The organism is Kosakonia oryzae, assembly GCF_001658025.2.
In the GTDB taxonomy this organism is placed as follows: Bacteria; Pseudomonadota; Gammaproteobacteria; order Enterobacterales; family Enterobacteriaceae; genus Kosakonia; species Kosakonia oryzae.
Genome location: NZ_CP014007.2, coordinates 2693463 through 2719785, shown reverse-complemented (window position 1 = coordinate 2719785; position 26323 = coordinate 2693463). Strand labels below are relative to the sequence as shown.

Below are 26323 nucleotides of genomic sequence, written 5' to 3'. Positions count from 1 at the left end.
ATGGCGCTAAGTCTGGATATTCTTGCTGAACTGGCGGAGATCGCCGCCGGTTCGGAACTGCAACGTGCGCGTGAAACGCGTGATGCGGCCACCCGCCATGCTCAGGGCAGCTATGAAGCGCTGTTCGGTGACCAGGAGCACCCCTTTGCGCTGGATGAACGCTTTATTGTGGCGGCGAAAGTAGCGAAGTGGCATGAAGCCAACGATCTGGCGGCCCACTACGCCAGTTTTGGCCTTGCCGACCCGACGTCTGCCCGCCTGACACCAGCGCTGGAGTTTGCGCGGTTGCTGACTTTTTCCCCGGTAGAAGCGACGCCGCAGGCACTGAAAACGCTGACGGCGGCGGGCTGGAACAAAGAGAGCATTGTTACGCTGGCGCAACTGGTGGCGTTTGTCAGCTTCCAGAGCCGTCTGCTGGCCGGGTTACGTTTACTCAATGGCAAGCCCGTTTCCGCCAGCGAAAAACCGGTGGTGGCAGGTATCTGGCATACCACACCGACAACGCAAACCGGGAAACCTGCGCCGGTGCAGTTTACTCAGCAGGAACTGGGCTGGGAGACGTGGATTGCCGCAAAACCGCTGGCGGAGTTTACGGCAGCCGAACAGGCGATTCTGGCGAAATTCGGCCATAGCGATTCTGACTATTTCCGTCTGTTAGGCCGTAATCTCCCGGTGCTTGAGCAACGCACGTTGACGGATAAGGGCATCTTCTACACCCTTGGCGGTTTGCCGCGCGCCGAGCGTGAGCTGGCGGCAACGGTCACCAGTAAAATTAATGGCTGTATCTATTGCGCTTCAGTCCATGCGCGCAAAACCAGCCAGTTGTCGAAGGACGATAATGCCGTAGAGACACTGCTTGCTGTGCAACCAGGAGAGATCCTGAGCGCCGGGCAATCAGCACGCTGGCAGGCTGAAATTGATGCCGCCGCCGCCCTGTCGGTGACGCCTCCGGCGCTGACCACACAGCATCTGGAGAAGCTGAAGGAACAGGATCTGGACACTTTGCAACAGCTTGATCTGCTACAGTCCGCCGCGTTTTTTGCCTGGGCCAACCGTCTGATGCTTACGCTGGGGGAACCCTGGTTGCCCTGAGGGTGCCGCCGCTATTCTCAGGCCGGGTAAGCGTCGTGCTTACCCGGTTTTTTTATGCCTGCGCGACAGATTCGGTTTTCAGCTTTGTTTGCAGACGGCCATAGACCAGCAATGCGCTCATGGCGGCAAAGGTCAGCACCGCTGCTGGCAGCGTAAGATAGCGATAAGTCAGACCGAAAGTGATGATCAAGCCACCGAACCAGGCGCCCACCGCGTTACCGAGGTTAAAGGCCATTTGCCCCCCGGCGGCGCCCAACATCTCACCGCCCTTCGCATTTTGCAGCAGCATAATTTGCAGCGGCGCGGAGAGCGCAAACAGGCCAGCGCAGCAGATAAAGCCGAGCGACAGCGCCCCGACGCTGTTTTCACCGGCGACAAACAGCGCCAGCATCGCCAGCATAATGAAAAACTCAGTTGCCGCCGCAATGCGTAAGGGGCTGAACTTAACGGAGAGCTTGCCGGAAAACATATTTCCCAGCACCATTCCCAGCCCCATCAACGTCATGATGAAGGTCATCGAGGCTTCCGAGAAGCCAGAGACAGTGACCATGTAGGGTTTCACGTAGCTGAACCAGGCAAATACACCGGCATTGCCAAACATCGTGGCGGCGAAAATTAGCCACGGTTCGGGTTTTTTCAGGAAATGAAACTGTTCGCGCAGGCGGCTTTCGGTGTTATCAAACAGCGCCGGAACCCAGAAAATCACCGAGACAATCACGGCGATGTCGAACAGCGAAATCAGCAAGAAGGTATAGCGCCAGCTAAAGCTGTGACCGATCCATGTACCCAGCGGAATACCGATCAGGTTCGCGACGGTCATACCGGCGATCATTCCTGCTACTGCCATCGTTACCTTGCCGGGAGGGGCAATTTTCGACAGGATAATGGCGCCGACGCCAAAGATTGCCCCGTGCGGAAAACCGGAAATTAAGCGGGCAATAATCAGCATTGGATAAGCGCTGGAGAACGTGAACATGGCATTACCGATGACGCACAGCGCCACCAGAAACAACAATATGTTTTTCAACGAAAACCGGTTGGAAACAAGCGCCATGATTGGCGCGCCGATCACTACGCCAGAGGCATAAGCCGAAATCATATGTCCTGCCGACGGAATCGAGATACCGACATTGGAGGCCAGCTCCGTTAACACGCCCATAATGCCGAATTCCGCCATTCCCAGACCAAAGGTCGCAAGTGCCAACGAAAAAATCGTTTTTTTCATACTACAAACCACTTGTTAAAAGAGTGTTGCGGGCATTATTGACCATTCAACCACGGCAGACCAGACGAAAAGCCGTGCCTGACACATTAATCCATAAAATCAGATAACAACCTGCAGCCCGCAGGATGATGTCGGTCATTTGCGCAGGGAAAGGCGCGGTGTTGTGAGTGCCATTGATGCGCCTGGTGAATAGATAAGAAAACCGCTCCGAACGGGCGTCCGGAGCGGGGGTAAGATCACTTGATCCCTTCGGTGCTCTCTTGTTTCGCTTCCAGACGCTCTACGTCGTTATACCAGCGGGGATGGTGCTTCTGTGCCCAGCGACGACTCACCTTCCCTTCGATCATGCCTTTAATCGAGCCTTTCACCCAGAAAGCCATATACATATGGATGAGGATGGCATGAATCAAAATAATGGCGGATGTGGCGTGCAGCAGCAGGCTGTAGCGGATCACCTGAATCGGGAAATACTGTGCAAAGTAAGGACGCCAGATGATGACGCCGGTCACCAGAAGCACGGTTATCATGCTCATGATGGTCCAGAACATCATCTTTTGTCCGGCATTGTATTTTCCGACTTTAGCGACCTTGTGCTCATTCCCCTTTAACACTTCGACGATGTTTTTCAGCCACGGCAGATCTTTCTTATCCGGGATGTTGTGATGCACAAAGCGCACAAACATCAACATTAGCGCGAAGAAGATCGCCACACCAAAGAAGGGATGCAGAATGCGCCCCATCTGCGGCGTACCGAAGGTTTCCGTCAGCCACTGTAACGTCGGGAAGAAAAACGAGATGCCGGAGAGCGCAACCAGAAAAAAGCAGATCACCACTGTCCAGTGACAGGCGCGATCGATAAATTGGGTGCGCACAATCATTTTTGACTTACTCATGATGATCCTCTTCGTCGTCATCCACTTCTTTGTTCGGTCCAATGCCGATGTAGTGGTAAATCAAACCGGCGAACGTGGCGAGGAATCCCGCCGCCGATAGCGGTTTCAGCACCCCTTTCCACAGATTGACCGAGGTATCGATACGCGGATTTTCCGGCAAATTGTGGTAAAGCTGCGGCTGGTCAGCGTGGTGCAGCACATACATCACGTGCGTTCCGCCGACGCCCTGCGGGTTATAGATCCCCGCGCTGGCGTAACCGCGCGCTTTCAGCTTCTCTACCCGCTGTTCGCCCAGCGTCAGCATTTCCGCTTTAGTACCAAAATGGATAGCGCCGGTCGGGCAGGTTTTCACGCAGGCAGGCTCCTGTCCGACGCTGACCCGATCGACACAGAGCGTACATTTATAGACCCGGTTATCCTCTTTATTGAGGCGCGGGACGTTGAACGGACACCCGGCGATACAGTAGCCGCAGCCGATACAGTTATCCTGCTGAAAATCGACAATACCGTTGGCGTACTGAATGATCGCGCCCGCAGACGGACACGCCTTCAGGCAGCCCGGCTCGGCACAATGCATGCAGCCATCTTTGCGGATCAGCCACTCCAGCTTGCCATTCTGCTCGGTTTCGCTAAAGCGCATCACCGTCCAGGATTTGGCGCTCAAATCGGCCGGGTTGTCGTAAACCCCGACGCAGTGCCCCACTTCATCGCGGATGTCGTTCCATTCTGAACACGCCACCTGGCAGGCCTTGCAGCCCACGCAGGTGGAAACATCGATAAGCTTGGCAACTTCAGCCTTATCATCACGCGCCCGTGGGGGCGGCGTGATTGGGTTGGTCGCGGAGCGCTTAAGGATGTCCTGAGTTTCCATCGCCATAATCTCGCTCCCTTACGCTTTCTCGATATTCACTAAAAACGCCTTATATTCCGGTGTTTGCGAGTTCGCATCACCCACGTTCGGCGTCAGGGTATTGGCGATGTAGCCTTTTTGCGCCACACCTTCAAAACCCCAGTGCAGCGGAATACCAATGGTCTCCACCGGCTGTCCATGCACTTGCAACGTGCGCAGTCGACGCGTGACAACCGCCACCGCGCGAATAAAGCCGCGCTTGCTGCTGACCCGAACGCGATCGCCATTGCTGATGCCTTTCGCCGCCGCCAGCGTTTCGCTGATTTCAACAAACTGCTGCGGCTGGGCAATCGCATTCAGGCGCGCATGCTTGGTCCAGGTGTGGAAATGTTCCGTCAGACGATATGTGGTACCGACATACGGGAACTGATCCTTTTTCCCCAGCCGTTTCACATCGTCCTGATAGATGCGCACAACCGGGCTGGAGACGACATTCGGATGCAACGGGTTGGTTCCGAGCGGGGTTTCCATCGGTTCGTAATGCTCCGGGAACGGCCCTTCTGCCAGCTTATCGAGGGCGAACAGACGCCCCAGCCCTTCCTGCTGCATAATAAACGGCCCGGTATTGCTGCCCGGCGGCGCGGTGTTGAAGTCCGGAATGTCGTTACCGACCCACTTCGCACCGTTCCACTGAATCAGCATCCTTTTCGCATCCCACGGTTTGCCCTGAACGTCAGCCGACGCGCGGTTGTAGAGCACGCGACGATTGAGCGGCCAGGCCCATGCCCACCCCAGCGTATTACCCAGCCCGGAAGGATCGGCATTATCGCGGTTGGCCATCTGGTTACCCTGCTCTGTCCAGCTACCGCTGTAGATCCAGCAGGATGATGCCGTTGAGCCGTCGTCACGCAGCAATGCAAAGCTGTTCAGCAGTTGCCCTTTCTTCGCCAGCAGTTGTCCGTTGGCATCATAAAGATCCGCCAGCGCGTAACCGTTGTTCTCTTTCGCCACCTCTTCCGAATGCGGATTGTGCGGCTGGCTGTAGTTCCAGCTCATCTTCAGCAACGGCTCTGCGCCTTTACCGCCTTCGGTGCGGTACATTTCACGCAGGCGGTGGTAAATCCCGGCGAGAATTTCACCGTCATTCAGCGCTTCACCCGGCGCATCCTGGCCTTTCCAGTGCCACTGTAACCAGCGACCAGAGTTGGCAATGGAGCCATCCTCTTCGGCGAAACAGGTTGACGGCAAACGGAACACCTCCGTCGCAATGGTTGCTGGATCGACATCATTCATTTCGCCGTGGTTCTGCCAGAAGTTCGCGGTTTCGGTCACTAACGGATCGATGACCACCATGTACTTCAATTTGCTCAGCGTACTGACGACTTTGTTTTTGTCCGGGAACGAGGCCACCGGGTTAAAGCCCTGGCAGATGTAGCCGGTCACTTCGCCTTTCGCCATCATATTGAAATACTTGATAACGTCGTAAGACTGATCCCACTTCGGCAGCCAGTCAAAGCCCCAGTCGTTCTCTTTCTGCGCCGCATCGCCATAGAACGATTTCATCAGGCTGACGAAAAACTTCGGATAATTGCTCCAGTAGTTAACCTGATCCGGCAACAGCGCTTTTGGCGTATTGGCCGACAGATACTGTTGCAAATCGGCCTGTTTTTCCGAAGGCAGCGTCAGGTAGCCCGGCAGGCTGGTCGAGAGCAGCCCTAAATCCGTCAGCCCCTGAATGTTCGAGTGGCCGCGCAGCGCATTCACTCCGCCGCCCGCCATCCCCATATTGCCGAGCAGCAACTGGATCATCGCCATGGTACGAATGTTCTGCGCACCGACGGTGTGTTGCGTCCAGCCGAGCGCGTACAGGAACGTGGTGGTTCTGTCTGCCGCGCTGGTTGAGGCCAGCACTGCACACACTTTCAGGAAGTCCGCTTGCGGCGTACCGCAAATGTTTTCGACGGTTTCCGGCGTATAGCGATCGACATGCTGTTTCAGCAGATTCCACACGCAGCGCGGATGGTTGAGCGTGTCATCACGTCTGGCATAGCCGTTTTCATCGAACTGATAGTTCCACGAGGTTTTATCGTACTGGCGCTTTTCTGCGTCGTAGCCGCTGAACAGACCATCTTCAAAGGCAAAATCATCGCGCACCAGTAATGCGGCGTTGGTGTAGTGTTTGACGTATTCGGCGTTGATCTTGTTGTTTTCGATCAGATAGCGCAGCACACCGGAGAGGAAAGTAATATCCGTCCCGGAGCGTATGGGCGCATAGATGTCCGCCACTGATGCCGTGCGCGTAAAGCGCGGATCGACAACAATCAGCGTGGCATCATTGTTATTTTTGGCTTCCATCGCCCAGCGGAAACCGACCGGGTGGGCTTCAGCGGCGTTACCGCCCATCACCATCACCACATTCGCGTTTTTGATATCAACCCAGTGGTTGGTCATCGCACCGCGACCAAATGTTGGAGCAAGACTTGCTACCGTTGGTCCGTGTCAGACGCGCGCCTGGTTATCTACCGCCAGCATGCCGAGGGAGCGCACAAATTTCTGCGTCAGCATGCCGGTCTCATTACTGGCCGCCGAAGCGCAAAGCATACCGGTGGAAAGCCAGCGATTGACTTTCACGCCCGCGGCGTTGTTTTCTACGAAATGCGCGTCGCGATCGTCTTTCATTAACCGGGCGATGCGGCTAAACGCCTCGTCCCAGGAGATGCGCTGCCACTTGTCGGAGCCCGGCGCGCGGTATTCCGGGTAGCGCAGACGGTTTTCACTGTGGACGTAATCAAGCAGGCCAGCCCCTTTCGGGCATAACGCGCCGCGACTGACCGGATGATCCGGGTCGCCTTCAATGTGATAAATCGCTTCTTTGGCGTTCTTCGCGCCATCACCCAGGCTATACATTAATAGCCCGCAACCCACGGAGCAGTATGTGCAGGAGTTTCGGATCTCTTTTGCGCGCAGTAATTTATAATTTCGCGCCTGAGCCAGCGCCATTTTCGGGGCGAACCCTAATGCGGCAACTGTGGTTCCGGCCATACCGCCCGCGCAGATTTTGAAAAATTGTCTGCGGCTGACGTCCATTGCTTTCCTCATTATTTGTCTTCGACTGCGGCGGGAAACTAAACATTCCGGCAGGCGAAATAATTGCGGTAAATCAATAACGCCGGATGGCTGACCCCTAATAGTCGCACTTATCGGATTTTATTAAGCCATAAGGAGTAGATAACGCGGTGATGAATTCGCGCCAGGTTATTAATCCGTGTTATAAGCTGAGGTTTTGTTTTTCCCGATAAAGTGCAGCAATGAACAGAAAACGTGCAACGTTAATTGGTTTACTGGCGGTATTCTTATGGAGCACCATGGTCGGTTTTATTCGCGCTGTCAGTGAAGGCCTGGGACCGGTGGGCGGCGCGGCGCTGATCTATACCCTGAGCGGTATCCTGCTGATCTTCACCGTCGGGTTTCCCGATGTGCGCCGCTTCCCGCGCAAATATCTGCTGGTCGGCAGCCTGTTATTTGTTAGTTATGAACTCTGCCTTGCCCTGTCGTTAGGATTGGCCGCCACCCGCCAACAGGCAATCGAAGTGGGCATGGTCAATTATTTATGGCCGAGCCTGACCATTCTGTGCGCCATATTATTTAACGGACAAAAATCGACTTTCTGGGTTATTCCGGGGCTATTGCTTGCATTACTTGGCGTTTGTTGGGTGCTTGGCGGCGAGAACGGCCTGAATATGACTGACATCCGGGAAAATATTATTTCCAGCCCGCTCAGTTATGCGCTGGCATTTGCCGGGGCATTTATCTGGGCGATTTATTGTACGGTAACGGCCAAATATGCGCAGGGCGCCAATGGCATTACGCTGTTCGTTCTGCTGACGGCGGCGACGCTATGGGTAAAATATGCCAGCTCACCGCAACCGGAGATGGTTTTCAGCCTGTCGGTAACGGTGAAATTAGTCATGACGGCGGTGGCGCTGGGCTTTGGTTATGCGTCGTGGAATATCGGTATCCTGCACGGTAATGTCACGGTGCTGGCCGCCGCTTCCTACTTTACTCCGGTGCTCTCTTCGGCGCTGGCCGCCGTGATGCTGAACGCCCCGCTCTCTTTCTCCTTCTGGCAGGGCGCCGTGATGGTGTGCGGCGGGTCGCTGCTCTGTTGGTGGTCGACCCGCCAGGTAGCCCGCACGGCCTAAGCGGGCTGCCACTATTTATGCTTCACCTGCGCAAGGCTAAACCAGATGCCGATCGCCAGCAGCATGAGTAATGCGCCTGCGGTACTCAGCGCAACGCTGTGTGAACCGGTAAAGGCCGTTTTGGCGGCGCTAATAATTTGCTGCGCCATCAGCGGTTGTGCATCCTGCGCCAGGCGAAACGCCTCGCCAATCGATGAGGAAGCCTGGGCGGCCTGCGTGCTACTCAGCCCTTGCGGTAACTGGATCGAGGCGGCGAAACTGCGGCTCAGGATCAGGCCGAACACGGCGATCCCCAGACCTGCGCCAAGCTCATAGGCCATCGACTCTATTGCCCCGGCCGCCGCCGCTTTCTCTGGTGGTGCGGCCGCCATAATCGCGGCGGTAGAGGCCAGCAACGCACTGGCGGCGCTGAATCCCAGCAGCGCCATCAGGCTTCCGGCTTGCCACGGTTGGGTGGCGAAATCAGTCATCGATAAGCCGAGAAAACTTAGCGCACTGAACGCCATGCCGCCCGTCGCCACGCGACGCAGGCCGAGTTTTGACACCAGCACGCCAGCTATCGGTCCACTAAACCCGCTCGCCAGCATCAGCGGTAGCATAAACATTCCGGCGGCGAAGGGCGTAAAGCCATGGACAAATTGCAGCTCCTGCGCCATCAGCAGTTCAAAACCAACCAGCGTCACCATGGCGGTAATCGCCATCAACGCGCCGGTCAAAATCACGCGATGAGTAAAGAGGCGCATGTCGATCATTGGCGTGGCGGCGGCAAGCTGGATACGCACAAACCCGGTCAGCAGCGCGGTGCCGCTAATCAGCGTGCTGGCAATCATCCACAGCGGTAACGTCCCTTTCATCGCTGTTTTTGCGCTCCACACCAGCAGCAGGATGGCGACAATCAGCACCAGCGCCTGGTTCAGATGCAGCGGCTGTTCGGCACGCCCGGTCTGGCGCGGCACATAGCGGGCGGTCAGGATCATCACGCCGATCACAATCGGTACGTTGAGCAGAAAAACCGATCCCCAGTAGAAATGTTCCAGCAATATACCGCCAATCAACGGCCCAAAAGCCGCACCGCCAGAACCGATCGCCGCCCAGACGCCCAGCGCGGTATTGCGGTGCCGCGCTTGCGAAAAGGTGGTGCGAATACCGGCTAATGTTGCCGGAACAATCATCGCCGCGCCGACGGCCAGCAGTGCGCGCGCGGCGATCAGTTCGCTGGCGCTGGTGACCAGCGCAGCCAGCAGCGATGCGCCGCCAAACAGTGCGCTACCGATGAGCAGCAAGCGTTTAAAGCCGATTTTGTCGCCCAGTGCCCCCATCGGCAGCACCATGCCCGCCATCACCAGTGAGTAGATATCAATAATCCACAGTAGCTCATTTCCGCTGGCGTTCAGCTCCGCGCTGAGCGTTGGCGCGGCAACATGCAGCACCGTTGCATCAATCGCTACCGGAATATAAACCAGCACAATAATGACCAACGTTAACCACTGACGAAACATAACTTCTCCGTAATTGTTTAATCCTGGACGCGCGTCCAGAAATGGCGATCCTACGCAATGTTGAACGCATGTCCAGCTTTTTGTTACACTCCGTTTCGCATCCATTGAACCGAGGTTATATGCGCTATTTAAACCGCGACGATCGCCGGGAAGAGATCCTCAAAGCCGCCATGCGCGTCGCGTTAGCGGAGGGATTTTCCGCCATGACAGTGCGCCGCATCGCCACCGAAGCCGGAGTGGCGACCGGGCAAGTTCACCACCATTTCGCATCGGCAAGTGCGTTAAAGGCGCAGGCTTTTATTCGTCTGATTGACGAACTGCTGAATGTGGAGCTATTGCCTGCCAGCGCGCCGTGGCGCGATCAACTGCATGCCATGCTGGGCAGCGATGAAGGTGGTCTTGAGCCCTATGTGCATTTGTGGCGCGAAGCGCTGCTGCTGGCGAATAAAGATCCGGAGTTCAAAGGGGCTTATCTGACCACCCTCGACATGTGGCATGTCAAAGTGGTTCACTTGATAAACCTTGGCCGCGCAGCGGGCGCGTTTTCCGACAGCGACAGCGCCGAAAATATCGCCTGGCGTTTGATTGCGCTGGTCTGCGGCATGGACGGGATTTGCATGCTGGGCATGCCAGATGTCGATGAAGCGGCCTTCAATCGCCATCTGGCGGTAATGATAGAAAAAGAGCTGTGTTAAGCGTGTTCGCCGTGTAAGTCGAAGCGGCTCATCACCTCTTCGAGTTGCTGGACGCTGAAGCCGTACTGCGGATCGCTGACGCCCAGCCCGAAACGCGTTTGCAAGGTTTCGTACAGCGCCGGAACATCCGCCAGCACCTTATCTTCCTCAACCTGCCCTTTATTCCAGTGCGTGAAGTGGAAATTGGTCAGCGTCAGCTTTTCGCCGTCCGGCAGATGGCGGCACATCAGCAGATGGTGGCGAAAATGCGATGCGGGCCAGTGGGCGGAGTGGAAATTACCCATCACGAAATCAGCCTGGTACTGCGGCCCGATTTCAAACTGATACATCGATTGCCAGCGCTGGTGATGGCGGAACTGCAATACCCAATCTTCCCCTGCGCGTTGCAGCCGATAAAGACCGTGTGGCGTTGCCTGTTCCACCTCCGCCAGCAGACGAATCGGCGCAGTCAGGGTTTGCCCGCCAAAACCGACATCGGCAATCCACTGCTCTCCCTCGAGGGTAACCAGCAGAACGCGATGGGTGCGCGGCGGCATCTGTGGCGGATTGGAAATGATCACCCGCCCTAACAGGCTGCGTACCGTAAAACCGACCTCTTTCAGCGCACGTTCAAACAGCCCGTTCTGCTCAAAGCAGTAGCCGCCGCGCCGGGCGACGACCAGCTTTTGAAAGAGAGCTTCATCGCTGAGTTCGATTTCGCGTGGCAAAACAACATCAAGATTTTCAAAGGGAATGGCACCATTATGCTGCAAATGCAGCGCCCGCAGCGTTTCAAGTGAGACATCGGGCGTCAGATTCCAGCCAATCCTGGCCAGATAAGCGGTCAAAAAAGGGGTCATACAGGCTCCTTGTGCGTGGTGTCCCTTTGTTATACCGCATTTTTTTGCGCCGACAGGCGATTTCGTGCCCTCTTAATGCTTTGTGTTGCGCTGCAGGAGCCACAGCGCTGTCAGCATTAACGCCAGCCCGACGATCAGCGTCAGCGTGGCCATTGCCATTCCTTGCCCTACCGAACCCTGCTCAAATTGCCGCCAGATAAACACCGCGACGGTTTGCGTTCCTGCGGGCGACAGCAGTAGCGATGTCACCAGTTCGCGTGAAGCAATCGCGAAAACCATCAGCATGGCTGCCAGCATCGCCGGGAAGATCAGCGGCAGCACAATCAGACGCAGCGCCTGAAATGCGCTGGCACCGTGTACGCGTGCCGCTGGTTCGAGGTTACCGCCTAACTGACGCATGGCGCTGCCGATGTAGCGCACCGGCCACGGCAGCAGCAGACAACAATAGGAGATAAGCAAAATCCCCCAGGTGTTGTATGGCGAAACCGGCCAGAAACTGCGGTTCCACAACAGGATCAACCCGACACCCACCACCACGCCGGGCAACGCCGCCGGCATCAGCGACAGCGCATCGATCACCGCGCGCCCTTTTATCTTCTGCATCACCACCAACCAGGCGGCGCACAGCCCGAGTAGCCCGGTGAGTAGCGCCGCGCCCAGCGCCAGCGACAAGCTGGTGCCGAGCGCAGGCAGTGCATCACCACGCTGGGCGAAGAGCGCCGCAAAGTTTTTAACCGTCAGATTGTCCAGCGTCAGCCCGCCGGAAAGCGTCGCGCTAAAACCGCTTACCGCCATCGACAGGCCCGGCAGCACCACGGCCAGAAACCCTACGCTACTCATTACCAGCAGTACCGGCAGCGTGAAAAAACCCAGTTTCGCGCCCACATGTTCGGTGGGTTTGCCGGAGACGCTGGTCACGTCTTGATCGCCCGTCAACAGACGTTGCAGCCACCAGCCGCAGAGCGCTATGGCGATCAACATCACCGACAGGATCGATGCGCCGGGCAAGTCGATCGGCCAGTCTGCCAGCTTCTCTTCAATGCCGACGGTCAACATCACCACGCCCGCACGGGAGCCAAGCGCCGCCGGAACGCCGAACTCTTCCACCGCGAGGGTAAACGCCAGCAACGTACCTGCCGCCAGCGCCGGAGAAAGTAACGGCAGCGTAATATGGCAAAACGCCTTCCACGGTGTCGCGCCATGAACGCGGGCGACTTGCGCCAGCCGCTGCCCGCTGGCCAGCAAACTGCGCGATACGGCAAAATAGACCACCGGAAAAATATTCAGCGTCATGACCAGCACGATACCGGTTTTACTGAACAACAAATTATTGAGATCGATCTCGGTAAGCTGCATCAGATAGCCCTGCGTTTGCAGGACCAGCATCCACGATAAGGCGGCAATATAAGGCGGCGTTAAAAATGGGATCAGAAACAGCAGATCCCACGCTTTTGGCCACGGCAGATCAAACAGCCCGCGCGCCACGCCGAGCGGCAAGCCGATGATCACACTCAGCAGTGCCACACCCGTGGCGATTTGCAGCGTGCCGCCAAGCATTAACGGCAGTTGCGGCTCCGCCAGCAGGAGCGGAATACCGGAGAACGCACCGCTAAAGATCCCGGCGCTAAACTGCGGAAACACCGCCTGCAAGAGAATAAACAGTAACGGTAGCGCAACCAGTATCAGCAGCAGCCCTATCGTCACCCGCGCAATCAGTTTCTGGTTCACAGCAGGTATCCTGAAAGCGGGGTTGCCCCCGCGATAAATGGCGAGGGTTACTTCGTAAACAGGGCGTTAAAACGCTTCAGAACGTCGCCGCGCTCGCTGGTGCCGCTGCTTTGCGTCGGCAGAATCTTCAATTCGCTAAACAGCGGGCGTTTTGCTTCCACATCCGTGCGCGCAGGCATCAACCAGGCATCGGCAACCATATTCTGCCCTTCCGGCGACAGGACGTAATCGATAAACGCTTTTGCGTCATCGGCATGCTGGGTGGTTTTGAGGATCATCATTGGGCGCGGCGCAATCACCGTGCCGCTGGCCGGGAAGATCACTTTCAGCGATTCGCCCTGCGCGATATTGCCATAAGTGACGTAATCAACCGCGCCAAAGACGGCGGCTTTCGCCCCCTGCATTACCGGCGTTACCGCCTGCGCGTTCGGGCCGCTGACCACCATGCCGTTGCTTTTCAGTTCATCAAACAGTTGCCAGGCTTTCTCACCCATACCGTTTTGCAGACCGATCAGCAAATCCAGCGAGGCGCCGGACAGCGCCGGATCGGGCGTAGTGACTTTATCTTTGAAGGCTGCTGACGTCAGATCCTGCCACTCTTTCGGTTCCGGCGTGCCGCTTTTGGTATTCCAGACAATGCCCAGCGCCGAGACGCCCTGTGCAATGTAATCCGCGCTTTTCAGCGCAGCCGGAACCTTATCCGCATTGGCGCTGGCAAACGGCAGCAACCAGCCGCGATGATGCAGATCTTCCGCCGTATCCCAGGAAGCTGAAATCAGAATATCGGCCTGCGGATTGGCCTGTTCAGCTTCCAGGCGCGCCATCACTTTGCCGGTGGTGGCCTGGAAAATGTTGACCTTCACGCCGGTTTTTTGCTCGAAACCGGTGGCCAGGCTTTTCGCCAGCGAACCGGGGCCTGCGGTATAAACGGTTAGCGCGTGCGCGCTGGACATCATGGACGACAGCACCATGGCTAAAGCGACTCCTTTTTTCACGGACAGTAAGGCTTTCATGCGATTTCCCCTGAGGATGAAGTGATGTTTCTGACGGATTCCACTTTTCCGGATGCTAAATGCACGATGCGATCGGCGAGCCATTCGGCTTCGCGGCGATCGTGCGTGACATAAACGGCTGTTGTACCGAGCTGGCGCAGCAGGCGGGACATCTCATGACACAAAGATTCGCGCAGTGCGCTATCGAGATTGGAGAGCGGCTCATCGAACAGCAGCACGCCAGGTTCGGCGACTATCGCCCGCGCCAGCGCGACGCGCTGCTGCTGGCCGCCAGAAAGCCCGGCCGGTTTGCGCTGGGCCAGCTCCGCCAGCCCGACCATACTGAGCGCCTGCATGACACGCTGTTCGCACTCGCCGCGCGGTACGTTGCGCATCTTCAGCGGAAAAGCGACATTTTGCGCCACGCTCATGTGTGGCCACAGGGCGTAATCCTGGAAAACCATGCCGATATCGCGCGCTTCCGGCGGGAGCGACCAGCCCGCTTTCGCGACCAGCCGATCGCCAAACCAGATTTCACCTTCCGCCGGTTCGCTCAACCCTGCCAGCAATCGCAATAGCGTGCTTTTGCCGCAGCCGGAAGGCCCAAGCAGCGCAACGATGCTGCCAGGCTGGATATGCAAATCGATGTGATTAAGAACGGTATGTGTGCCAAAGGCGTAGGAAACACCTTGCAGCCGGATGTCAGTGAATGCGAACATCAGCGCCCTCCGCAGCGGGAAGCGGTGATCCACCCGTCGGTTTCTGCCAACGGGGCGCATCCACCTGCACTAAAGTCAGGGGAGCAAACATCTTGTTATCCTCTTTGGGATTTGATGCGGCTGACTATAGGCAGGGATTATGACGAAGAAATGACGTCATTATTGCGCGTTGATTTTTAACCAAATGTCTAAACTGAAAGGCATAACATCTTCACCGTCTTTAAAAAGGGTTTCTCGTGCGTATCGCAACGATCACTAATTATGCTTACATCGCGACAGTGGTACTGACATTGACCTCCGGCGTTGCGTTGTTTATGGCTTCAGGCGCCGAACACAAAGAGCGCGACACGGTGGCGCAAAGCCGGACGTTTGATACCTTGATCGACGATCTGGAGAGAGAAGCCTTTGCGCTCAGCGATATGGCGCGCGATGCGGTAATCAAATTTACGCCGGAAACGGTACAGAGCTGGAAAACCCGACTTGAACAGGACGTCAATCTGGAAAACCGGCTGGTTGCCCTGCGTGATAGCGGCGCATCCGATGAAGAAATTCTGATTCTGCGCGATGGGCTTACCACCCTCGACCAGCTTGAAGAAGAGCAGCGTATCGCCATTGAGGGTGTGCAAAACGGCAAAGCCGTCGACGGCGTTAATCTGCTGTTCAGCGGCAGCTACGAAGAAAAGCTCGAAGAGGCCGAATACCGCTTTGCCCATTTTCGCAGCCTGGTGGATCAGCGCACGCAGGCTACCATCAAAGAAGCGACAACACTCTCGCTGCGTCTGCGTACTTTATCGGAAGTGATGGTCGGCGTGACCGCGCTGCTGTTCTTGTTTGTGCTCGGCTTTATTATCAAACACCGTATTCTGCGCCCGGTGGTGACGCTCAGTGATGTGGTGAACCGGCTGGCGACGCAGGATTACAACGTCGAAGCGCCGGTGCTGGCGCAGGTGGATGAGATTGGCGATATGGCGCAGGCGATCCATATTTTCCGAGAAAATGGCCTTGCCAGGCAGCGGCTTGAGCAAGAACGCGACAAGGAATGGGCCACGCGTACCCTGCTGGCGCGCATGACTCAACGTTTGCAGGGTTGCGATACACACAGCGCTATTTTCCGTGTGGTTGACCGTTTTGCGCCGCAAATCATCCCGGAAATGGGCGGTCGGCTTTATGTGCTGAATACGCGGACTAATCGTATGAAATGCGTGGTGCGCTGGGGGTTGCCGCCCGGCGAGGATGCCACCTTCCCTGCGGAACATTGCTGGGCGCTGAAGCGCGGGCAACTGCATAGCCCAGGCAAAGACACCGTGGATATGCCGTGCGAACATATTTTGCCGGAACTGGCGTCGCGGGCAATCTGCGTGCCGCTCAATGCGCAAAATAAGAGCATTGGCTTGCTGACCTTTGATAATTACACGCCGGGCAAAGAGCCGCCATATGCCTATCTGGAGTTACTGGCGGAAACGCTGGCGCTGGCGCTAGCCAACCAGATCCTGCGCGATACTCTGACAGAAAGAGCGACGTATGATTCACTGACTGGCCTGCGCAACCGCTACAGCCTGGATGAGACGCTGCGGAATATGATCGATCAGGCGATGGTGGAGAACAGCACGCTCAGTTGCCTGATGCTCGATGTCGATTACTTCAAAAAGCTCAACGATCAGTACGGCCACGAAGCCGGTGATAAAGTGCTGCGCGAAATGGCGAAACTGATCACCGAAACGCTGGATGAGAACAGTATTGCGTTCCGCTATGGCGGCGAGGAGTTTCTGATTATTTTGCCGGGCGTCGATGAAGCGCAGGCGAAAATTGTGGCCGAAGCGCTGCTGCATAATGTGTTTAATCACCACATGCTGTATGAATCACAGGATATTGGCCCGGTTTCAGTCTCGATTGGGCTGGCTACCTGGCCGCGCCACGCCCGGGCCGATAATCTGGTGCGCGCCGCCGATCTGGCGCTCTATATGGCGAAAGAACAAGGGCGAGGGAAAATTGTCGTTGCCAAAAGCGCCGGATAACCCTTTCCCCTGGTCTGCGCTTGCTTTGGTAGCAGAACAGTCATTTAATGCCGGAAAATCACGCATCAAGGAGCTGCTTATGAGCTATTTTCGTCCGGTGGCATTAGAACACGCCAGCCGCCTGTTAAACCATGGCCCGACGATTTTGATTACCAGCCGTGATGAGCAGATCGATCGCCGTAATGTGATGGCGGCGGCCTGGTCGATGCCGGTGGAGTTTTCCCCGCCGCGTATTGCGATTGTGGTGGATAAAAGCGCCTGGTCGCGCGAATTGATTGAACGCAGCGGCATGTTCGGCATTGTGGTGCCGGGTGTGGCGGCGACTAACTGGAGTTATGCGGTCGGCAGTGTTACCGGGCGCGATGAAGATAAATTCAACTGTTATGGCATTCCTGCTTTTGCCGGCCCGGTGCTTGGCCTGCCGGTGATTGAAGAGAAATGTCTGGCGTGGATGGAGTGTCGCCTGTTGCCACCCACCGCGGCGCAGGAGAAATATGACACGCTGTTTGGCGAAGTGGTTTCTGCGGCTGCCGACGAACGGGCGTTTTTCAACGGCCGCTGGCAGTTTGATGACGACAAACTCAATACCATTCATCATCTGGGCGGCGGAAATTTTGTCGCCAGCGGCAAACGCCTTACCGCCGGCGAGTAGCGTTTAATCTGTTGCGCGATTGGGTTATTGCCGCGCTCAAGCTGTGCGTAACTGACCGGGCTGTTTTCCGCGCCCTGCTTCACCACCTGGCCCGGCGAGAACATCTGCAGCGGAGGCCACAGCGATGTGTGCGGTCAAAAGCATGGCGAGTGTGGTTATTTGAAGTATCCGGAACATAAGTCTCTCCCTGAGGAAAATACTCATGTAGCATTAAGTTGAGGAGATAAAACTGAGCTACGCTACAAAGCGATGTTTCATTTATTTCGAAAAAAAGTGGCACTCTATATGCAGTGCCACTTAAAAACTACCATGTAAAAACTAAAGACGGATTGCTGCCAGTAATCTGGTCAGAGATCAGTTTTTGCCAAAAAAGTCTTTATTAATCAGGTTTCCGATAATAGACACGCCTTTGGCGATCATATCACCCAGCCCTTTTGCAACAGCGTTAGTGATCGGTTGAAAAACATCGCTTACTGTATCAAAAATAAAGTCGAACAGACCGGCACCAGAAACTGCCTGCATTTCATTTTTGTTTAATTCTTTCATCAAAAAATTCCTTCTATTCTAAAATAAACCGAAGCAAAACTTCGGGCCTCTATGACCATCAGTGATAATTCAGGAAAATATCACCGACGGCCGGTTACTTAAAAATTGAGATATTTTTCTGTCAGAAGCGCCTGGCAGATTAATTATGCTTTGGAGCCGAACAGGCCACCGAACAGATTTTTAATCATGCCAAAACCGGATTCGACGAAACCAGCAACAGCCTGGCAAGCTTTACGGCTCAAATCTGCGAAAGTAGTTTTGTCGCCACCCAGGATTGCATCAACAACGCCGCCCAGAGCGCCACCGATCATACCAGCGGTATTAGACAGAAAACCTGCGCCAGAAACGGCCATCATTTCATTGTTGTTCAGTACTTTCATGATATTTCCTTATATTTTAAAATACGGAGCGTTAACTCCGAAACTAACTTCCCCGGATGATATTCCAGTGGAAATATCATCCATGTGGATTTACTACGGATGGAATTATTAATCTGTCAATTATGCTTTGGAGCCGAACAGGCCACCGAACAGATTTTTAACGATACCAAAACCAGATTCGATAAAGCCGGCAACAGCCTGGCAAGCTTTACGGCTCATATCAGCAAAAGTGGTTTTGTCGCCACCCAGGATAGCGTCAACAACGCCACCCAGAGCGCCACCGATCATACCAGCGGTATTAGACAGAAAACCTGCGCCAGAAACAGCCATCATTTCGTTATTGTTAAGCTCTTTCATAAATACTCCTTTTTATGTTAGGGGGGGTAGAATAATCACCCCATCCATTAAAACTAGTTGCGTTATTCCGGCAGGAATACCACTCCCGGTCAGTAAATAAAAATAGAATCTATTATCTTTCAGGAATGTTTGGCAGATTATTTATCTTTACCAAACATCCCTAAAATTCCGCCGAACAGGCCGCTAATCGCGTTTTTGGCCATGTCATAGCCTGATTCAAAGACGCCTGCGATGCTTTCGCAAATGCTACGGCCGGCATCAGAGAACGTGGTTTTCTTACCACCCAGGAAAATGTCAACGATGCCGCCCAGGCCACCACCAAATGCACCAGCGGCATCTGATAAGAAACCAGCGCCAGAAACTGCCATCATTTCGTTATTATTAAGCTCTTTCATAAATACTCCTTAGTATTGTTAGAAATCGAAGGAAACCAACGATTCAATGATCAAAAGTGTTACCCGATATGGAATGACACGCTGGATCTGTTAATTAAAAATATTTTCACGATTATTAGCCGTTGTTACGGCTTAATAAATTACTCAGTATGACGCCAAATATTCCCAGAGGATTTTCAGCTATTGCACCAATAAACCGACCAATAGTCTGGCACGCGTCAGTCATGAGTGTGCTTTCACCAGGAGTAATAGCATCAAGGATACTACCGATACCTGCGCCAACCATGCTACCAGCAGTCGATAAAATGCCAGCGCCTGAAACCTCTTGCATTTCAATTGCGTTGAGTTCTTTCATGCTTATCATCCTTAATCTTAATGCACTTTATAATATGCAACAGGAGTTTATAGAATTAATTCCACACTGCTCATGAAAGTTATTTATAAAGGTTTTTTAAACTCTGTTTTATTCGTTGAGTAAAGTATCTCTTAAAACACTTCGCGCTGTCTATAAAGAGTGTGAGATATTTTTCCTAAAACAACATGCCGAAATTACAGTGGAAATTGAAAACCCAGCCCTACCGATAAATATATGCTAGTCATATGGTATCGAAAAAGGAAATTAACATGATGCACACAATGAACGCAGAGAGTACGTTATTTTAGATTATTTAGGAAAGGTGTCGTACGGTCAGATAAAAATAAGTGATATCCCGACTGGAATATCACTTATGAGAAGAGCTACCAGAGTATTAATAAATGATGCTTAGCGGGGATTATTCGCCTTTTTTACCGAACAGACCGCCGAAGAAAGAGGTAATTGCATTGATGCCGGCTTCAACAATACCGCCAATGCCTTTCCCAATATTACGGCCTGCGTCAGCTGCTGCGGTGTTTTTGCTACCCAGAGCCAGGTCAACGATAGCACCGATACCGCCACCGAGCATGCCTGCGGTATCAGTTAAAAAACCGGCGCCTGAGACTTCTTTCATTTCTACAGTATTGAGTTCTTTCATGACTATTATCCTTAATTTTTACTTATTTAAATGCGAAGCAGTAATCTAAAATTATTACTATCGCTTTCTCTTGTTATTATTTCTAATAACGACAAACGTTATACTGACTTGTTAAAGGAAATTATCTGCTGAAATTATTTTTCTGTCCAGCGATTGTAAGTGATAAATTTCCTAAAAAATACCCGTAAAAATAGCAATCCACAGAGTTATTTGTAAGAGGAAGAATATTTTCCACAGTATAAATAAAAATGGCATTCCATAAGGAATGCCACCAAACATAGAAATCAAATAATAACTAATGGCGCTTAGCTATCAGAGGGTATTAATAATTTATTTTTTCTTGCCGAACAGGCTGTTGAAGATATTGTTAATAATACCGAAGCCAGATTCAACGATAGTGGCGATGCTTTCAGCCATGTTGCGACCAAAATCTGCACCTGTTGTGCTTTTACCACCCATAGCCATATCAACAATAGCGCCGATACCGCTACCGAGCAGACCAGCCGAATCTGACAGCAGGCCAGCACCAGATACTTCACGCATTTCAATAGAGTTAAGTTCTTTCATAAATATTATCCTTAATATTTTACTGCATTTTAGTTAATTGCATTTTTAACTTGTTTCTCTTGCACAGGTATTCTTTATAACCTGTGAAGAAATTATCTATTATATGCCGCTTTATCGTCCAGAAATAATTAGAAATATTATTCCTAAAGTAAACAAAGCGGCATGCAGGGTGTTTATGAAATTACAGGTTGATAACGCGATCCGCTGTTGCAATAGTTGTTGCACGGTGTGCGATAATAACGCGAGTAATATTCAACTGTTTGATAGCATTATTTACGCAGGCTTCGCTTTCATGATCCAGCGCACTGGTCGCTTCATCCATAAAGAGCAATCCAGGCTTACGATAAAGCGCACGCGCAATAAATACGCGCTGCTTCTGCCCGCCGGAGAGCCCCTCGCCCAGTTCGCCAATGAGCGTTTCATAGCCCATTGGCATCGCGAGGATAACATCATGGATATGGCTTGCTTTGGCGCACTTCACCATCCACTCCTCATCCGCATGTTCAGCGAACCCACAGATATTTTCCCGCAAAGAACCGGCGAACAGCTTGTCATCCTGTAGCACGCAGCCAATCATTTTGTGGTAGTTATTTATCCCGAGTTGTTTGATATCCATACCATCAACCAGCACTTTACCCGCATCGGGTTCAAACAGGCCGCAAAGCACTTTCATTAATGTCGTCTTTCCGGCGCCGGAAGCGCCAACCAGCGCTACGCTCTCGCCCGGCTCAATTCGCAGCGCCAGATCATTAAATATCGGCGCCGACTGGCTGTCGTAACGATAACTCAGCCCGGTGGTTTCAAGACCGAGAGGACGCATTTCCGTCGTTGCCGGTAAATCCGGTTTTCTCGGCTCGCGTTCGTGCAAAGCGATATCGGAAATACGTTCGTTATGCAAACTCATCATTCGCAGTTGCAGTAAGAATTCAACCAGCGAACCGACACGATCGGAGAACTGGCCACGGAAGGCACCAAAGGCGACAAACATACCGATGGTCATCTGATTGTCGATCACCAGACTGGTACCGAGCCACAAAATCGCGACCTGATCGCAGGCGGCAATAAACGTATTAAGGCCGTTAAAAAAGAAATCCAAACGGGTAAGTTTAATCCCGGTATTGATGGTATCGACCTGCAAATTTAGCCAGTGAGTGCCGCGACGCTCGCTCATATCCTGCATTTTGACCGTCGCGATACCGTACAGCGTCTCCATAAAATAGGAGCTGGCGCGCGCGCCTCTGACCAGGCGTTCTTCAGAGAGTTGGCGATAGTAGTTATACGTCAACAGACGGATCAGCACATAAACCGCGGTAAAACCAAGAACTACCCATGTCAGCCAGCCGCCGTACAACACCAGCATTATTAATACGCCAACCACCATGATGCCGTCCATGATGGCGCCGACGACGCTACTGGTAAAGGTTTCACGCAGCGTATCCAGTGAGCCGAAACGGGATTGAATATCCCCCATTTTACGCCGTTCAAAATAGCCCAGCGGCAGTTTAATCAGGTGCCGGAATAAGCCCGATTGCCACTGCACATTAATGAGCGTTGACATCACCAGCGATGTCCAGGCGCGCAACATGCTGACAGAGGCCCGCAACATAATAAAGAAAAACAGCCCGATACAGATAAGCGACAGCAAACCGCGATCGCCCGCCGGAATTGCATGGTCCATGACCAACTGCGTGCCCACTGGCAGTACAAGGTTGATCGCTTCAATGACGATAGAAAGACAAAAGATCTTTGCCAGCGTGGCTTTAATCCCGTGAACGCTACCGACCAGCGAGCGCAGGCGTACGCGATTTTTTACTTTTTCCTGGGTAAATTCACTGCCCGGCATGGCTTCCAGCGCGACGCCGGTAAAGTATTGTGACATCTCCGCCTGGCCGACGGTTCTGCGTCCGCGTGCCGGATCGTTAATCACATACTTATTGCCTTTGACGGCGACGAGCACGACAAAGTGGTTGAAATCCCAGTGCAGGACGCAAGGAGTTTTCAGCAACTTCAGCTCGTGCATATCCAGCGATAATGCGCGGGTGGCAAGGCCAAGCTGGCCCGCAATTTCATTCAACCCAATCAGCGTGGTTCCCCTTGCTGAGAGGTTAAACTGCTGACGCAGGCTTATCAGGTCAATATTTTTGCCATAGTGGCCGCAGATCATGGCCAGACTCGCCAGACCACACTCCGAAGATTCGGTCTGGTGTACCATCGGAACGCGTCGGAACCAGCTTAAATCCAGCTTGCCGAGCAGCGCGGAAAATAGACTTTTATTACTCATTTACAGGTCCTGTTGCGCTGTGCTTCATGTCGTAGAACGGGGAAAGCATCCATTGATAAATTCTTCTTTTTTCGAGAAACAGCGTGCTCTGCGCCTTCATGCCATTTTCCAGAGAAATACGTTTTCCGTCGTACTCCACCACTTCGCGATCGGGTTTAATAACGACTTTGTAATAAGGGATCGATGTACCCTGGACATTTTTCGGCGCACCAGGATAAGTCATCATTTCCTGCGTTGAAGCCGGTGTTTTAGATATCTGGCTGATGGTTGCCGAAAACTGGCCGAATTTTTCGGCAGGGAAAGCTTCATAACGGAGATTGACTTTGTCGCCGACGGCGATATACGGCGCCGCATCGTTTGGCACCCAGGCCACCAGTAGATAGTGATCGATAGATTCGGGGATAATCTGCAACAGGCTGTCGCCGGTATTCACCATTTGCCCGGCGGTGACGCTCAGGGAGTCGATTTTGCCGTCAGACGTTGCGCGGACAATCACATCACCGCTGATATCGGCATTCAGACGCTCTTTTTGCAGGTCGTAACGCTGAAGTTCCATCTGGTAAATACGGTTGTCGAAATCTGCCGCCTGCGTCTGAATTTCACTCTCGAGGCTGGTCACCTGCAGCGCATTTTGTTCACTCTGGCTGCGCAGACCTAACAGATCATTCTGCTGCTGATAATAGAGCGTCACATGGTTCGTCAGTTGATCCTTGGTGATAAGACCCCGGGCCTGATAACGACGATAATTTTCCATGTTCTCTTTCATCAGCTTGACGCCCTCTTCTGCCCGGCGAATAACATCGGTCGAAAATTTAAGCGCTTCGCTATATTGCTGCTTTTGCTTCTCAAGCGTTTTCAGCGTGGCATTTTTACTCTCCTGTAGCCCGGCGATAATATTTTCCACACGGGTGATTTGTTGCTCGATGTCATTGCGCTGATTGTCGCTGACCACGCCGCTATGGGTGCTTCGGCTGACATCAATCAGGTATACCGGATCGCCTTTTTTTATTTTTTGACCTTCGGTAACGTAGGATTTAACAATAAACCCCTGCACATTCGAATAAATATTGACCGGACGTGGCCAGGTGGTAATTTCTCCACTGACGTTTACCCTGCGCATATATGTGCCATCAATTACAAAGGTCAGAAAAGCGGCCAGAAAGCAGACACAGAACATAATAATTAGCCAGAGCGGGACGCCCGGCAGTAAAATTGCGCGTCCGCGCCATCTCATTTTTCGGTTTTCAAGTGCTTCCTTTCTAAACATTACCCCCCTCCTTAGTGGGATATTTTATCGGGTCTTATTTAGTTGCTATTTATCACTAAATAAAAATACATTCACAAAGAAAATAATTACGTGGCATTGTTTTAACAAAAACAATCACATGCAAGATTCGACATTAATAATATTGAAGGTGGCAAGCACAATTTAAATGATAACAGATATTGGTAGAATTTCATTCGCCGGTAACGTATATGAACAGCAAATACAAATGCTCAATATATGTTTTGCGCCAGAGTCATTATAAATTTAATCAACCAGGCATAGATTCAGTCGAACTTTATATTTTTGATGGACAACTTGCAAATCTGAAAGTTCCTAAATTGATTAAAGACGTAATAAAATAAACGCAAAGTGTATAATAAAAATGGCTATTAATAAAAACATGAATACATATAAATAATGCGTCAGCACGGGCGCATTATCATCAGGAGTAATTAATTAACGTCGGACGATGGCGTGAATAACATCCCGGTAACCTTGTGTGGTCGCTTTGCTTCAATATCGCCCTGCCGTTTTGCCAGAGTATATAGTACGTGAACGCCAGCGGAAATCACTTCCGGCAATACCATACGCAGGAAGGGCAACTATAGAATAGGTTTCCGCGGATGCCTCCCTGGCAGCGATGTACTGACGAGTATGCAGATATCCCGTGGGTAATCATCGGCGGGGAATCATACAAAAAATGCAATAACAGAAATGGCGATAACTCGCGGGCGGTTAAAAAAAAGCCCACACAGGCGGTGTGGGCAGCCGGGAATTTACATACTGTAGCCCGGTTTTTTGATCAGTTGCTCCATTTGCGGCGCAATTTCCGTATCCCAGACCTGCGCTTTCCACTCTTCCGGCGCGAACTCATTCAGCGCAACGCTGATGGAACTCTCTTTGCTGTTCAGATGACGAATAATCACTCCGGCGATATCCTCCGCCAGCGCGGTTTTCTGCTCATCGCTCAGATCGCGGGGAAAACATTTGATATCAACGTGCGGCATAGCAAACTCCTTGTTTTCAAGAGAGTGTCACAGTAGCACAACGCGTTCGCACCGATTTATCAAAGTGTGACCAGCCTGGCCGTTACCCGGGTACGTTTGAGCAGCGTACAAAGGCCGTAAGAAAGAAGAAAAGCCAGTAACGAATAAAACAAAATATAGAGGTATGTGTCTGTAATCCCCGTCATACGCAACAGCCTTTCATGAATAAATGCATTGTGTATCTCGATAACAAAAATATTATGCACGAGGTAAATTCCCAATACATTTTCACTGAGGTGATTCACCCAGGCTGGTGAGGTATTAATGTTTAAACTGGTCATAAAAATAAACAGACCTACCGCCGCCGTGAGCAACAGTAAGTTGTAAAATTTACCGTAGAAAATAGCGATCCCGACGTGGGAGGAAATAAGTGACAGCGCAATTAACGCCGCGATAGCCGAGAACAATGCCGCTAAATGCGCGATGCCGCAGGGCCTGAAGCCTGGCTTTACCAACCCGAGATAACCGCCAACCAAAAAACAGATTAATCCTTCAGGTTGAAACGGTATCAGCAAATTGAACGGGAAAATGGCGAAGGAAAAGTAAGCCCCGGTCAATGCGTTCACTAACGTCAGATTAGAAATCACCACCATCAAAATGAGGATTTTCAGGATCTCTGTGGCATGCTCCTTTTTAAACGAATATCGAAATAGCGGCGTAAACACGTAGAGCGGAATGACGGCAAAGATAAACCACAGCGGTGTGGCTTCGGTGTTTGCATTACTGACATTGAGATAGTTGAGGAAACCAATATCCGGAATAGCGGTAAATCTACTGATGAACTCGTTGTCATAAACGTAATAAAATACCAGCCAGAAAATCAGCACGACCACGATGCCTTTGATCTTGCCAATGACGTAATTTGCCTGGTTTTCATGTTTGTTATTTAATAAGAAATAACCGCTACACACGAAAAATAGCGATACGCCAAGTAACCCGGCCTGCCTTAAAAAACATAATATGACATCATTACCATTGCGATTGAGAAAAAACAGCGTGGTGTGTGCCATTACCACAAAGAAGATCGAAAATATCTTCAGAATATCAATGGTTGCAATCCGCATTGCTGG

25 protein-coding genes are annotated in these 26323 nt (G+C 52.6%); 5 read left to right on the top strand and 20 right to left on the bottom strand.

Translation table 11 applies throughout. The annotated features are described in order from the left end of the window. Window positions 1-1092, top strand: a complete 1092-nt coding sequence (locus AWR26_RS12965; protein WP_064566390.1) for an alkylhydroperoxidase domain protein — start codon at window positions 1-3, stop codon at window positions 1090-1092. A 52-nt stretch (window positions 1093-1144) separates the two neighbouring features. Here AWR26_RS12965 and araJ read toward each other — a convergent pair whose 3' ends face one another. From araJ to fdnG, 4 genes are all read right to left on the bottom strand, one after another. After that, complete coding sequence (gene araJ, locus AWR26_RS12960; RefSeq protein ID WP_064566388.1) at window positions 1145-2317, bottom strand: MFS transporter AraJ; 1173 nt, start codon at window positions 2315-2317, stop codon at window positions 1145-1147. A gap of 236 nt (window positions 2318-2553) precedes the next feature. After that, window positions 2554-3210: a formate dehydrogenase-N subunit gamma gene (fdnI, locus tag AWR26_RS12955; protein ID WP_064566386.1), complete on the bottom strand. Its 657-nt coding sequence runs from the start codon at window positions 3208-3210 to the stop codon at window positions 2554-2556. Next, complete coding sequence (gene fdxH / locus AWR26_RS12950; protein ID WP_064566384.1) at window positions 3203-4087, bottom strand: formate dehydrogenase subunit beta; 885 nt, start codon at window positions 4085-4087, stop codon at window positions 3203-3205. Before fdxH ends, fdnI begins: the two co-directional genes overlap by 8 nt. 12 nt (window positions 4088-4099) lie before the next feature. Continuing rightward, window positions 4100-7147, bottom strand: coding sequence for a formate dehydrogenase-N subunit alpha (fdnG, locus tag AWR26_RS12945; protein WP_139227889.1), 3048 nt, complete (start codon window positions 7145-7147; stop codon window positions 4100-4102). Between the two features lie 221 nt (window positions 7148-7368). On the opposite strand from fdnG, the gene yddG reads away from it, so the two are divergent. After that, on the top strand, window positions 7369-8262 hold the full coding sequence (yddG, locus tag AWR26_RS12940) for an aromatic amino acid DMT transporter YddG (RefSeq protein WP_064566378.1): 894 nt from the start codon (window positions 7369-7371) through the stop codon (window positions 8260-8262). An 11-nt stretch (window positions 8263-8273) separates the two neighbouring features. Here yddG and AWR26_RS12935 read toward each other — a convergent pair whose 3' ends face one another. Beyond that, a complete protein-coding gene (locus AWR26_RS12935; RefSeq protein WP_064566376.1) occupies window positions 8274-9761 on the bottom strand; it encodes a SmvA family efflux MFS transporter in 1488 nt (495 codons plus the stop codon). A gap of 119 nt (window positions 9762-9880) precedes the next feature. Between AWR26_RS12935 and AWR26_RS12930 the strand changes: the two genes are divergently transcribed. Beyond that, a complete protein-coding gene (locus AWR26_RS12930; protein WP_064566374.1) occupies window positions 9881-10456 on the top strand; it encodes a TetR family transcriptional regulator in 576 nt (191 codons plus the stop codon). On the opposite strand, the gene nhoA is transcribed toward AWR26_RS12930, so the two are convergent. The 4 genes from nhoA to AWR26_RS12910 all read right to left on the bottom strand — a co-directional run bounded on the left by nhoA (window position 10453) and on the right by AWR26_RS12910 (window position 14734). Continuing rightward, entirely contained in the window at window positions 10453-11295 is an 843-nt protein-coding gene (nhoA, locus tag AWR26_RS12925; RefSeq protein WP_064566373.1) for an N-hydroxyarylamine O-acetyltransferase, read from the bottom strand. The genes AWR26_RS12930 and nhoA overlap by 4 nt on opposite strands. Before the next feature lie 72 nt (window positions 11296-11367). Then, window positions 11368-13023: an ABC transporter permease gene (locus tag AWR26_RS12920; protein WP_064566371.1), complete on the bottom strand. Its 1656-nt coding sequence runs from the start codon at window positions 13021-13023 to the stop codon at window positions 11368-11370. A 47-nt stretch (window positions 13024-13070) separates the two neighbouring features. After that, entirely contained in the window at window positions 13071-14036 is a 966-nt protein-coding gene (locus tag AWR26_RS12915) for an ABC transporter substrate-binding protein (protein ID WP_064566369.1), read from the bottom strand. Then, window positions 14033-14734 carry an ABC transporter ATP-binding protein gene (locus AWR26_RS12910; RefSeq protein WP_064566367.1) on the bottom strand — a complete coding sequence of 234 codons (702 nt, stop codon included), beginning with the start codon at window positions 14732-14734 and terminating at the stop codon, window positions 14033-14035. Before AWR26_RS12910 ends, AWR26_RS12915 begins: the two co-directional genes overlap by 4 nt. 236 nt (window positions 14735-14970) lie before the next feature. Here AWR26_RS12910 and AWR26_RS12905 point away from each other — a divergent pair, with 236 nt between their 5' ends. Together AWR26_RS12905 and AWR26_RS12900 are read left to right on the top strand one after the other, a co-directional pair. Then, entirely contained in the window at window positions 14971-16749 is a 1779-nt protein-coding gene (locus AWR26_RS12905) for a sensor domain-containing diguanylate cyclase (RefSeq protein ID WP_064566365.1), read from the top strand. A 79-nt stretch (window positions 16750-16828) separates the two neighbouring features. Continuing rightward, window positions 16829-17401, top strand: coding sequence for a flavin reductase family protein (locus AWR26_RS12900; protein WP_064566363.1), 573 nt, complete (start codon window positions 16829-16831; stop codon window positions 17399-17401). 354 nt (window positions 17402-17755) lie between these two features. On the opposite strand, the gene AWR26_RS12895 is transcribed toward AWR26_RS12900, so the two are convergent. The 11 genes from AWR26_RS12895 to AWR26_RS12845 all read right to left on the bottom strand — a co-directional run bounded on the left by AWR26_RS12895 (window position 17756) and on the right by AWR26_RS12845 (window position 26317). Beyond that, a complete protein-coding gene (locus AWR26_RS12895; protein WP_064566362.1) occupies window positions 17756-17947 on the bottom strand; it encodes a bacteriocin in 192 nt (63 codons plus the stop codon). Window positions 17948-18090: 143 nt separating this feature from the next. After that, window positions 18091-18327, bottom strand: a complete 237-nt coding sequence (locus AWR26_RS12890) for a hypothetical protein (RefSeq protein ID WP_064566360.1) — start codon at window positions 18325-18327, stop codon at window positions 18091-18093. 120 nt (window positions 18328-18447) lie between these two features. Further along, complete coding sequence (locus tag AWR26_RS12885) at window positions 18448-18684, bottom strand: hypothetical protein (RefSeq protein WP_064566357.1); 237 nt, start codon at window positions 18682-18684, stop codon at window positions 18448-18450. Window positions 18685-18821: 137 nt separating this feature from the next. Next, window positions 18822-19079, bottom strand: a complete 258-nt coding sequence (locus tag AWR26_RS12880) for a hypothetical protein (protein WP_064566355.1) — start codon at window positions 19077-19079, stop codon at window positions 18822-18824. A gap of 115 nt (window positions 19080-19194) precedes the next feature. Then, window positions 19195-19434: a hypothetical protein gene (locus tag AWR26_RS12875; RefSeq protein ID WP_064566353.1), complete on the bottom strand. Its 240-nt coding sequence runs from the start codon at window positions 19432-19434 to the stop codon at window positions 19195-19197. Between the two features lie 418 nt (window positions 19435-19852). Then, window positions 19853-20092, bottom strand: coding sequence for a hypothetical protein (locus AWR26_RS12870; protein ID WP_064566351.1), 240 nt, complete (start codon window positions 20090-20092; stop codon window positions 19853-19855). Between the two features lie 330 nt (window positions 20093-20422). Beyond that, entirely contained in the window at window positions 20423-20659 is a 237-nt protein-coding gene (locus tag AWR26_RS12865) for a hypothetical protein (protein ID WP_064566349.1), read from the bottom strand. 181 nt (window positions 20660-20840) lie between these two features. Further along, the gene (locus AWR26_RS12860; protein WP_064566347.1) at window positions 20841-22940 is read right to left on the bottom strand and encodes a peptidase domain-containing ABC transporter; all 2100 of its coding nucleotides are present in this window, start codon (window positions 22938-22940) and stop codon (window positions 20841-20843) included. Next, window positions 22933-24207, bottom strand: a complete 1275-nt coding sequence (locus AWR26_RS12855) for an HlyD family secretion protein (protein WP_064566346.1) — start codon at window positions 24205-24207, stop codon at window positions 22933-22935. Before AWR26_RS12855 ends, AWR26_RS12860 begins: the two co-directional genes overlap by 8 nt. A 776-nt stretch (window positions 24208-24983) precedes the next feature. After that, on the bottom strand, window positions 24984-25214 hold the full coding sequence (gene pptA / locus AWR26_RS12850; RefSeq protein WP_064566344.1) for a tautomerase PptA: 231 nt from the start codon (window positions 25212-25214) through the stop codon (window positions 24984-24986). Between the two features lie 59 nt (window positions 25215-25273). Next, window positions 25274-26317, bottom strand: coding sequence for an acyltransferase (locus tag AWR26_RS12845; protein ID WP_064566342.1), 1044 nt, complete (start codon window positions 26315-26317; stop codon window positions 25274-25276). Window positions 26318-26323 lie beyond the last annotated feature (6 nt).

What these genes read in the sequence shown, in the direction of transcription:
- AWR26_RS12935 (WP_064566376.1), bottom strand. Translation starts at nt 9,761, where the DNA reads ATGTTTCGTCAGTGGTTAACGTTGGTCATTATTGTGCTGGTTTATATT.
- AWR26_RS12875 (WP_064566353.1), bottom strand. Translation starts at nt 19,434, where the DNA reads ATGAAAGAACTCAACGCAATTGAAATGCAAGAGGTTTCAGGCGCTGGC.
- AWR26_RS12855 (WP_064566346.1), bottom strand. Translation starts at nt 24,207, where the DNA reads ATGTTTAGAAAGGAAGCACTTGAAAACCGAAAAATGAGATGGCGCGGA.
- AWR26_RS12870 (WP_064566351.1), bottom strand. Translation starts at nt 20,092, where the DNA reads ATGAAAGAACTCAATACTGTAGAAATGAAAGAAGTCTCAGGCGCCGGT.
- AWR26_RS12860 (WP_064566347.1), bottom strand. Translation starts at nt 22,940, where the DNA reads ATGAGTAATAAAAGTCTATTTTCCGCGCTGCTCGGCAAGCTGGATTTA.
- yddG (WP_064566378.1), top strand. Translation starts at nt 7,369, where the DNA reads ATGAACAGAAAACGTGCAACGTTAATTGGTTTACTGGCGGTATTCTTA.
- AWR26_RS12930 (WP_064566374.1), top strand. Translation starts at nt 9,881, where the DNA reads ATGCGCTATTTAAACCGCGACGATCGCCGGGAAGAGATCCTCAAAGCC.
- fdxH (WP_064566384.1), bottom strand. Translation starts at nt 4,087, where the DNA reads ATGGCGATGGAAACTCAGGACATCCTTAAGCGCTCCGCGACCAACCCA.
- pptA (WP_064566344.1), bottom strand. Translation starts at nt 25,214, where the DNA reads ATGCCGCACGTTGATATCAAATGTTTTCCCCGCGATCTGAGCGATGAG.
- AWR26_RS12900 (WP_064566363.1), top strand. Translation starts at nt 16,829, where the DNA reads ATGAGCTATTTTCGTCCGGTGGCATTAGAACACGCCAGCCGCCTGTTA.
- araJ (WP_064566388.1), bottom strand. Translation starts at nt 2,317, where the DNA reads ATGAAAAAAACGATTTTTTCGTTGGCACTTGCGACCTTTGGTCTGGGA.
- AWR26_RS12885 (WP_064566357.1), bottom strand. Translation starts at nt 18,684, where the DNA reads ATGAAAGAGCTTAACAATAACGAAATGATGGCTGTTTCTGGCGCAGGT.
- AWR26_RS12915 (WP_064566369.1), bottom strand. Translation starts at nt 14,036, where the DNA reads ATGAAAGCCTTACTGTCCGTGAAAAAAGGAGTCGCTTTAGCCATGGTG.
- AWR26_RS12895 (WP_064566362.1), bottom strand. Translation starts at nt 17,947, where the DNA reads ATGAAAGAATTAAACAAAAATGAAATGCAGGCAGTTTCTGGTGCCGGT.
- fdnI (WP_064566386.1), bottom strand. Translation starts at nt 3,210, where the DNA reads ATGAGTAAGTCAAAAATGATTGTGCGCACCCAATTTATCGATCGCGCC.
- nhoA (WP_064566373.1), bottom strand. Translation starts at nt 11,295, where the DNA reads ATGACCCCTTTTTTGACCGCTTATCTGGCCAGGATTGGCTGGAATCTG.
- AWR26_RS12865 (WP_064566349.1), bottom strand. Translation starts at nt 20,659, where the DNA reads ATGAAAGAACTTAACTCTATTGAAATGCGTGAAGTATCTGGTGCTGGC.
- AWR26_RS12880 (WP_064566355.1), bottom strand. Translation starts at nt 19,079, where the DNA reads ATGAAAGAGCTTAATAATAACGAAATGATGGCAGTTTCTGGCGCTGGT.
- AWR26_RS12965 (WP_064566390.1), top strand. Translation starts at nt 1, where the DNA reads ATGGCGCTAAGTCTGGATATTCTTGCTGAACTGGCGGAGATCGCCGCC.
- AWR26_RS12890 (WP_064566360.1), bottom strand. Translation starts at nt 18,327, where the DNA reads ATGAAAGTACTGAACAACAATGAAATGATGGCCGTTTCTGGCGCAGGT.
- AWR26_RS12845 (WP_064566342.1), bottom strand. Translation starts at nt 26,317, where the DNA reads ATGCGGATTGCAACCATTGATATTCTGAAGATATTTTCGATCTTCTTT.
- AWR26_RS12910 (WP_064566367.1), bottom strand. Translation starts at nt 14,734, where the DNA reads ATGTTCGCATTCACTGACATCCGGCTGCAAGGTGTTTCCTACGCCTTT.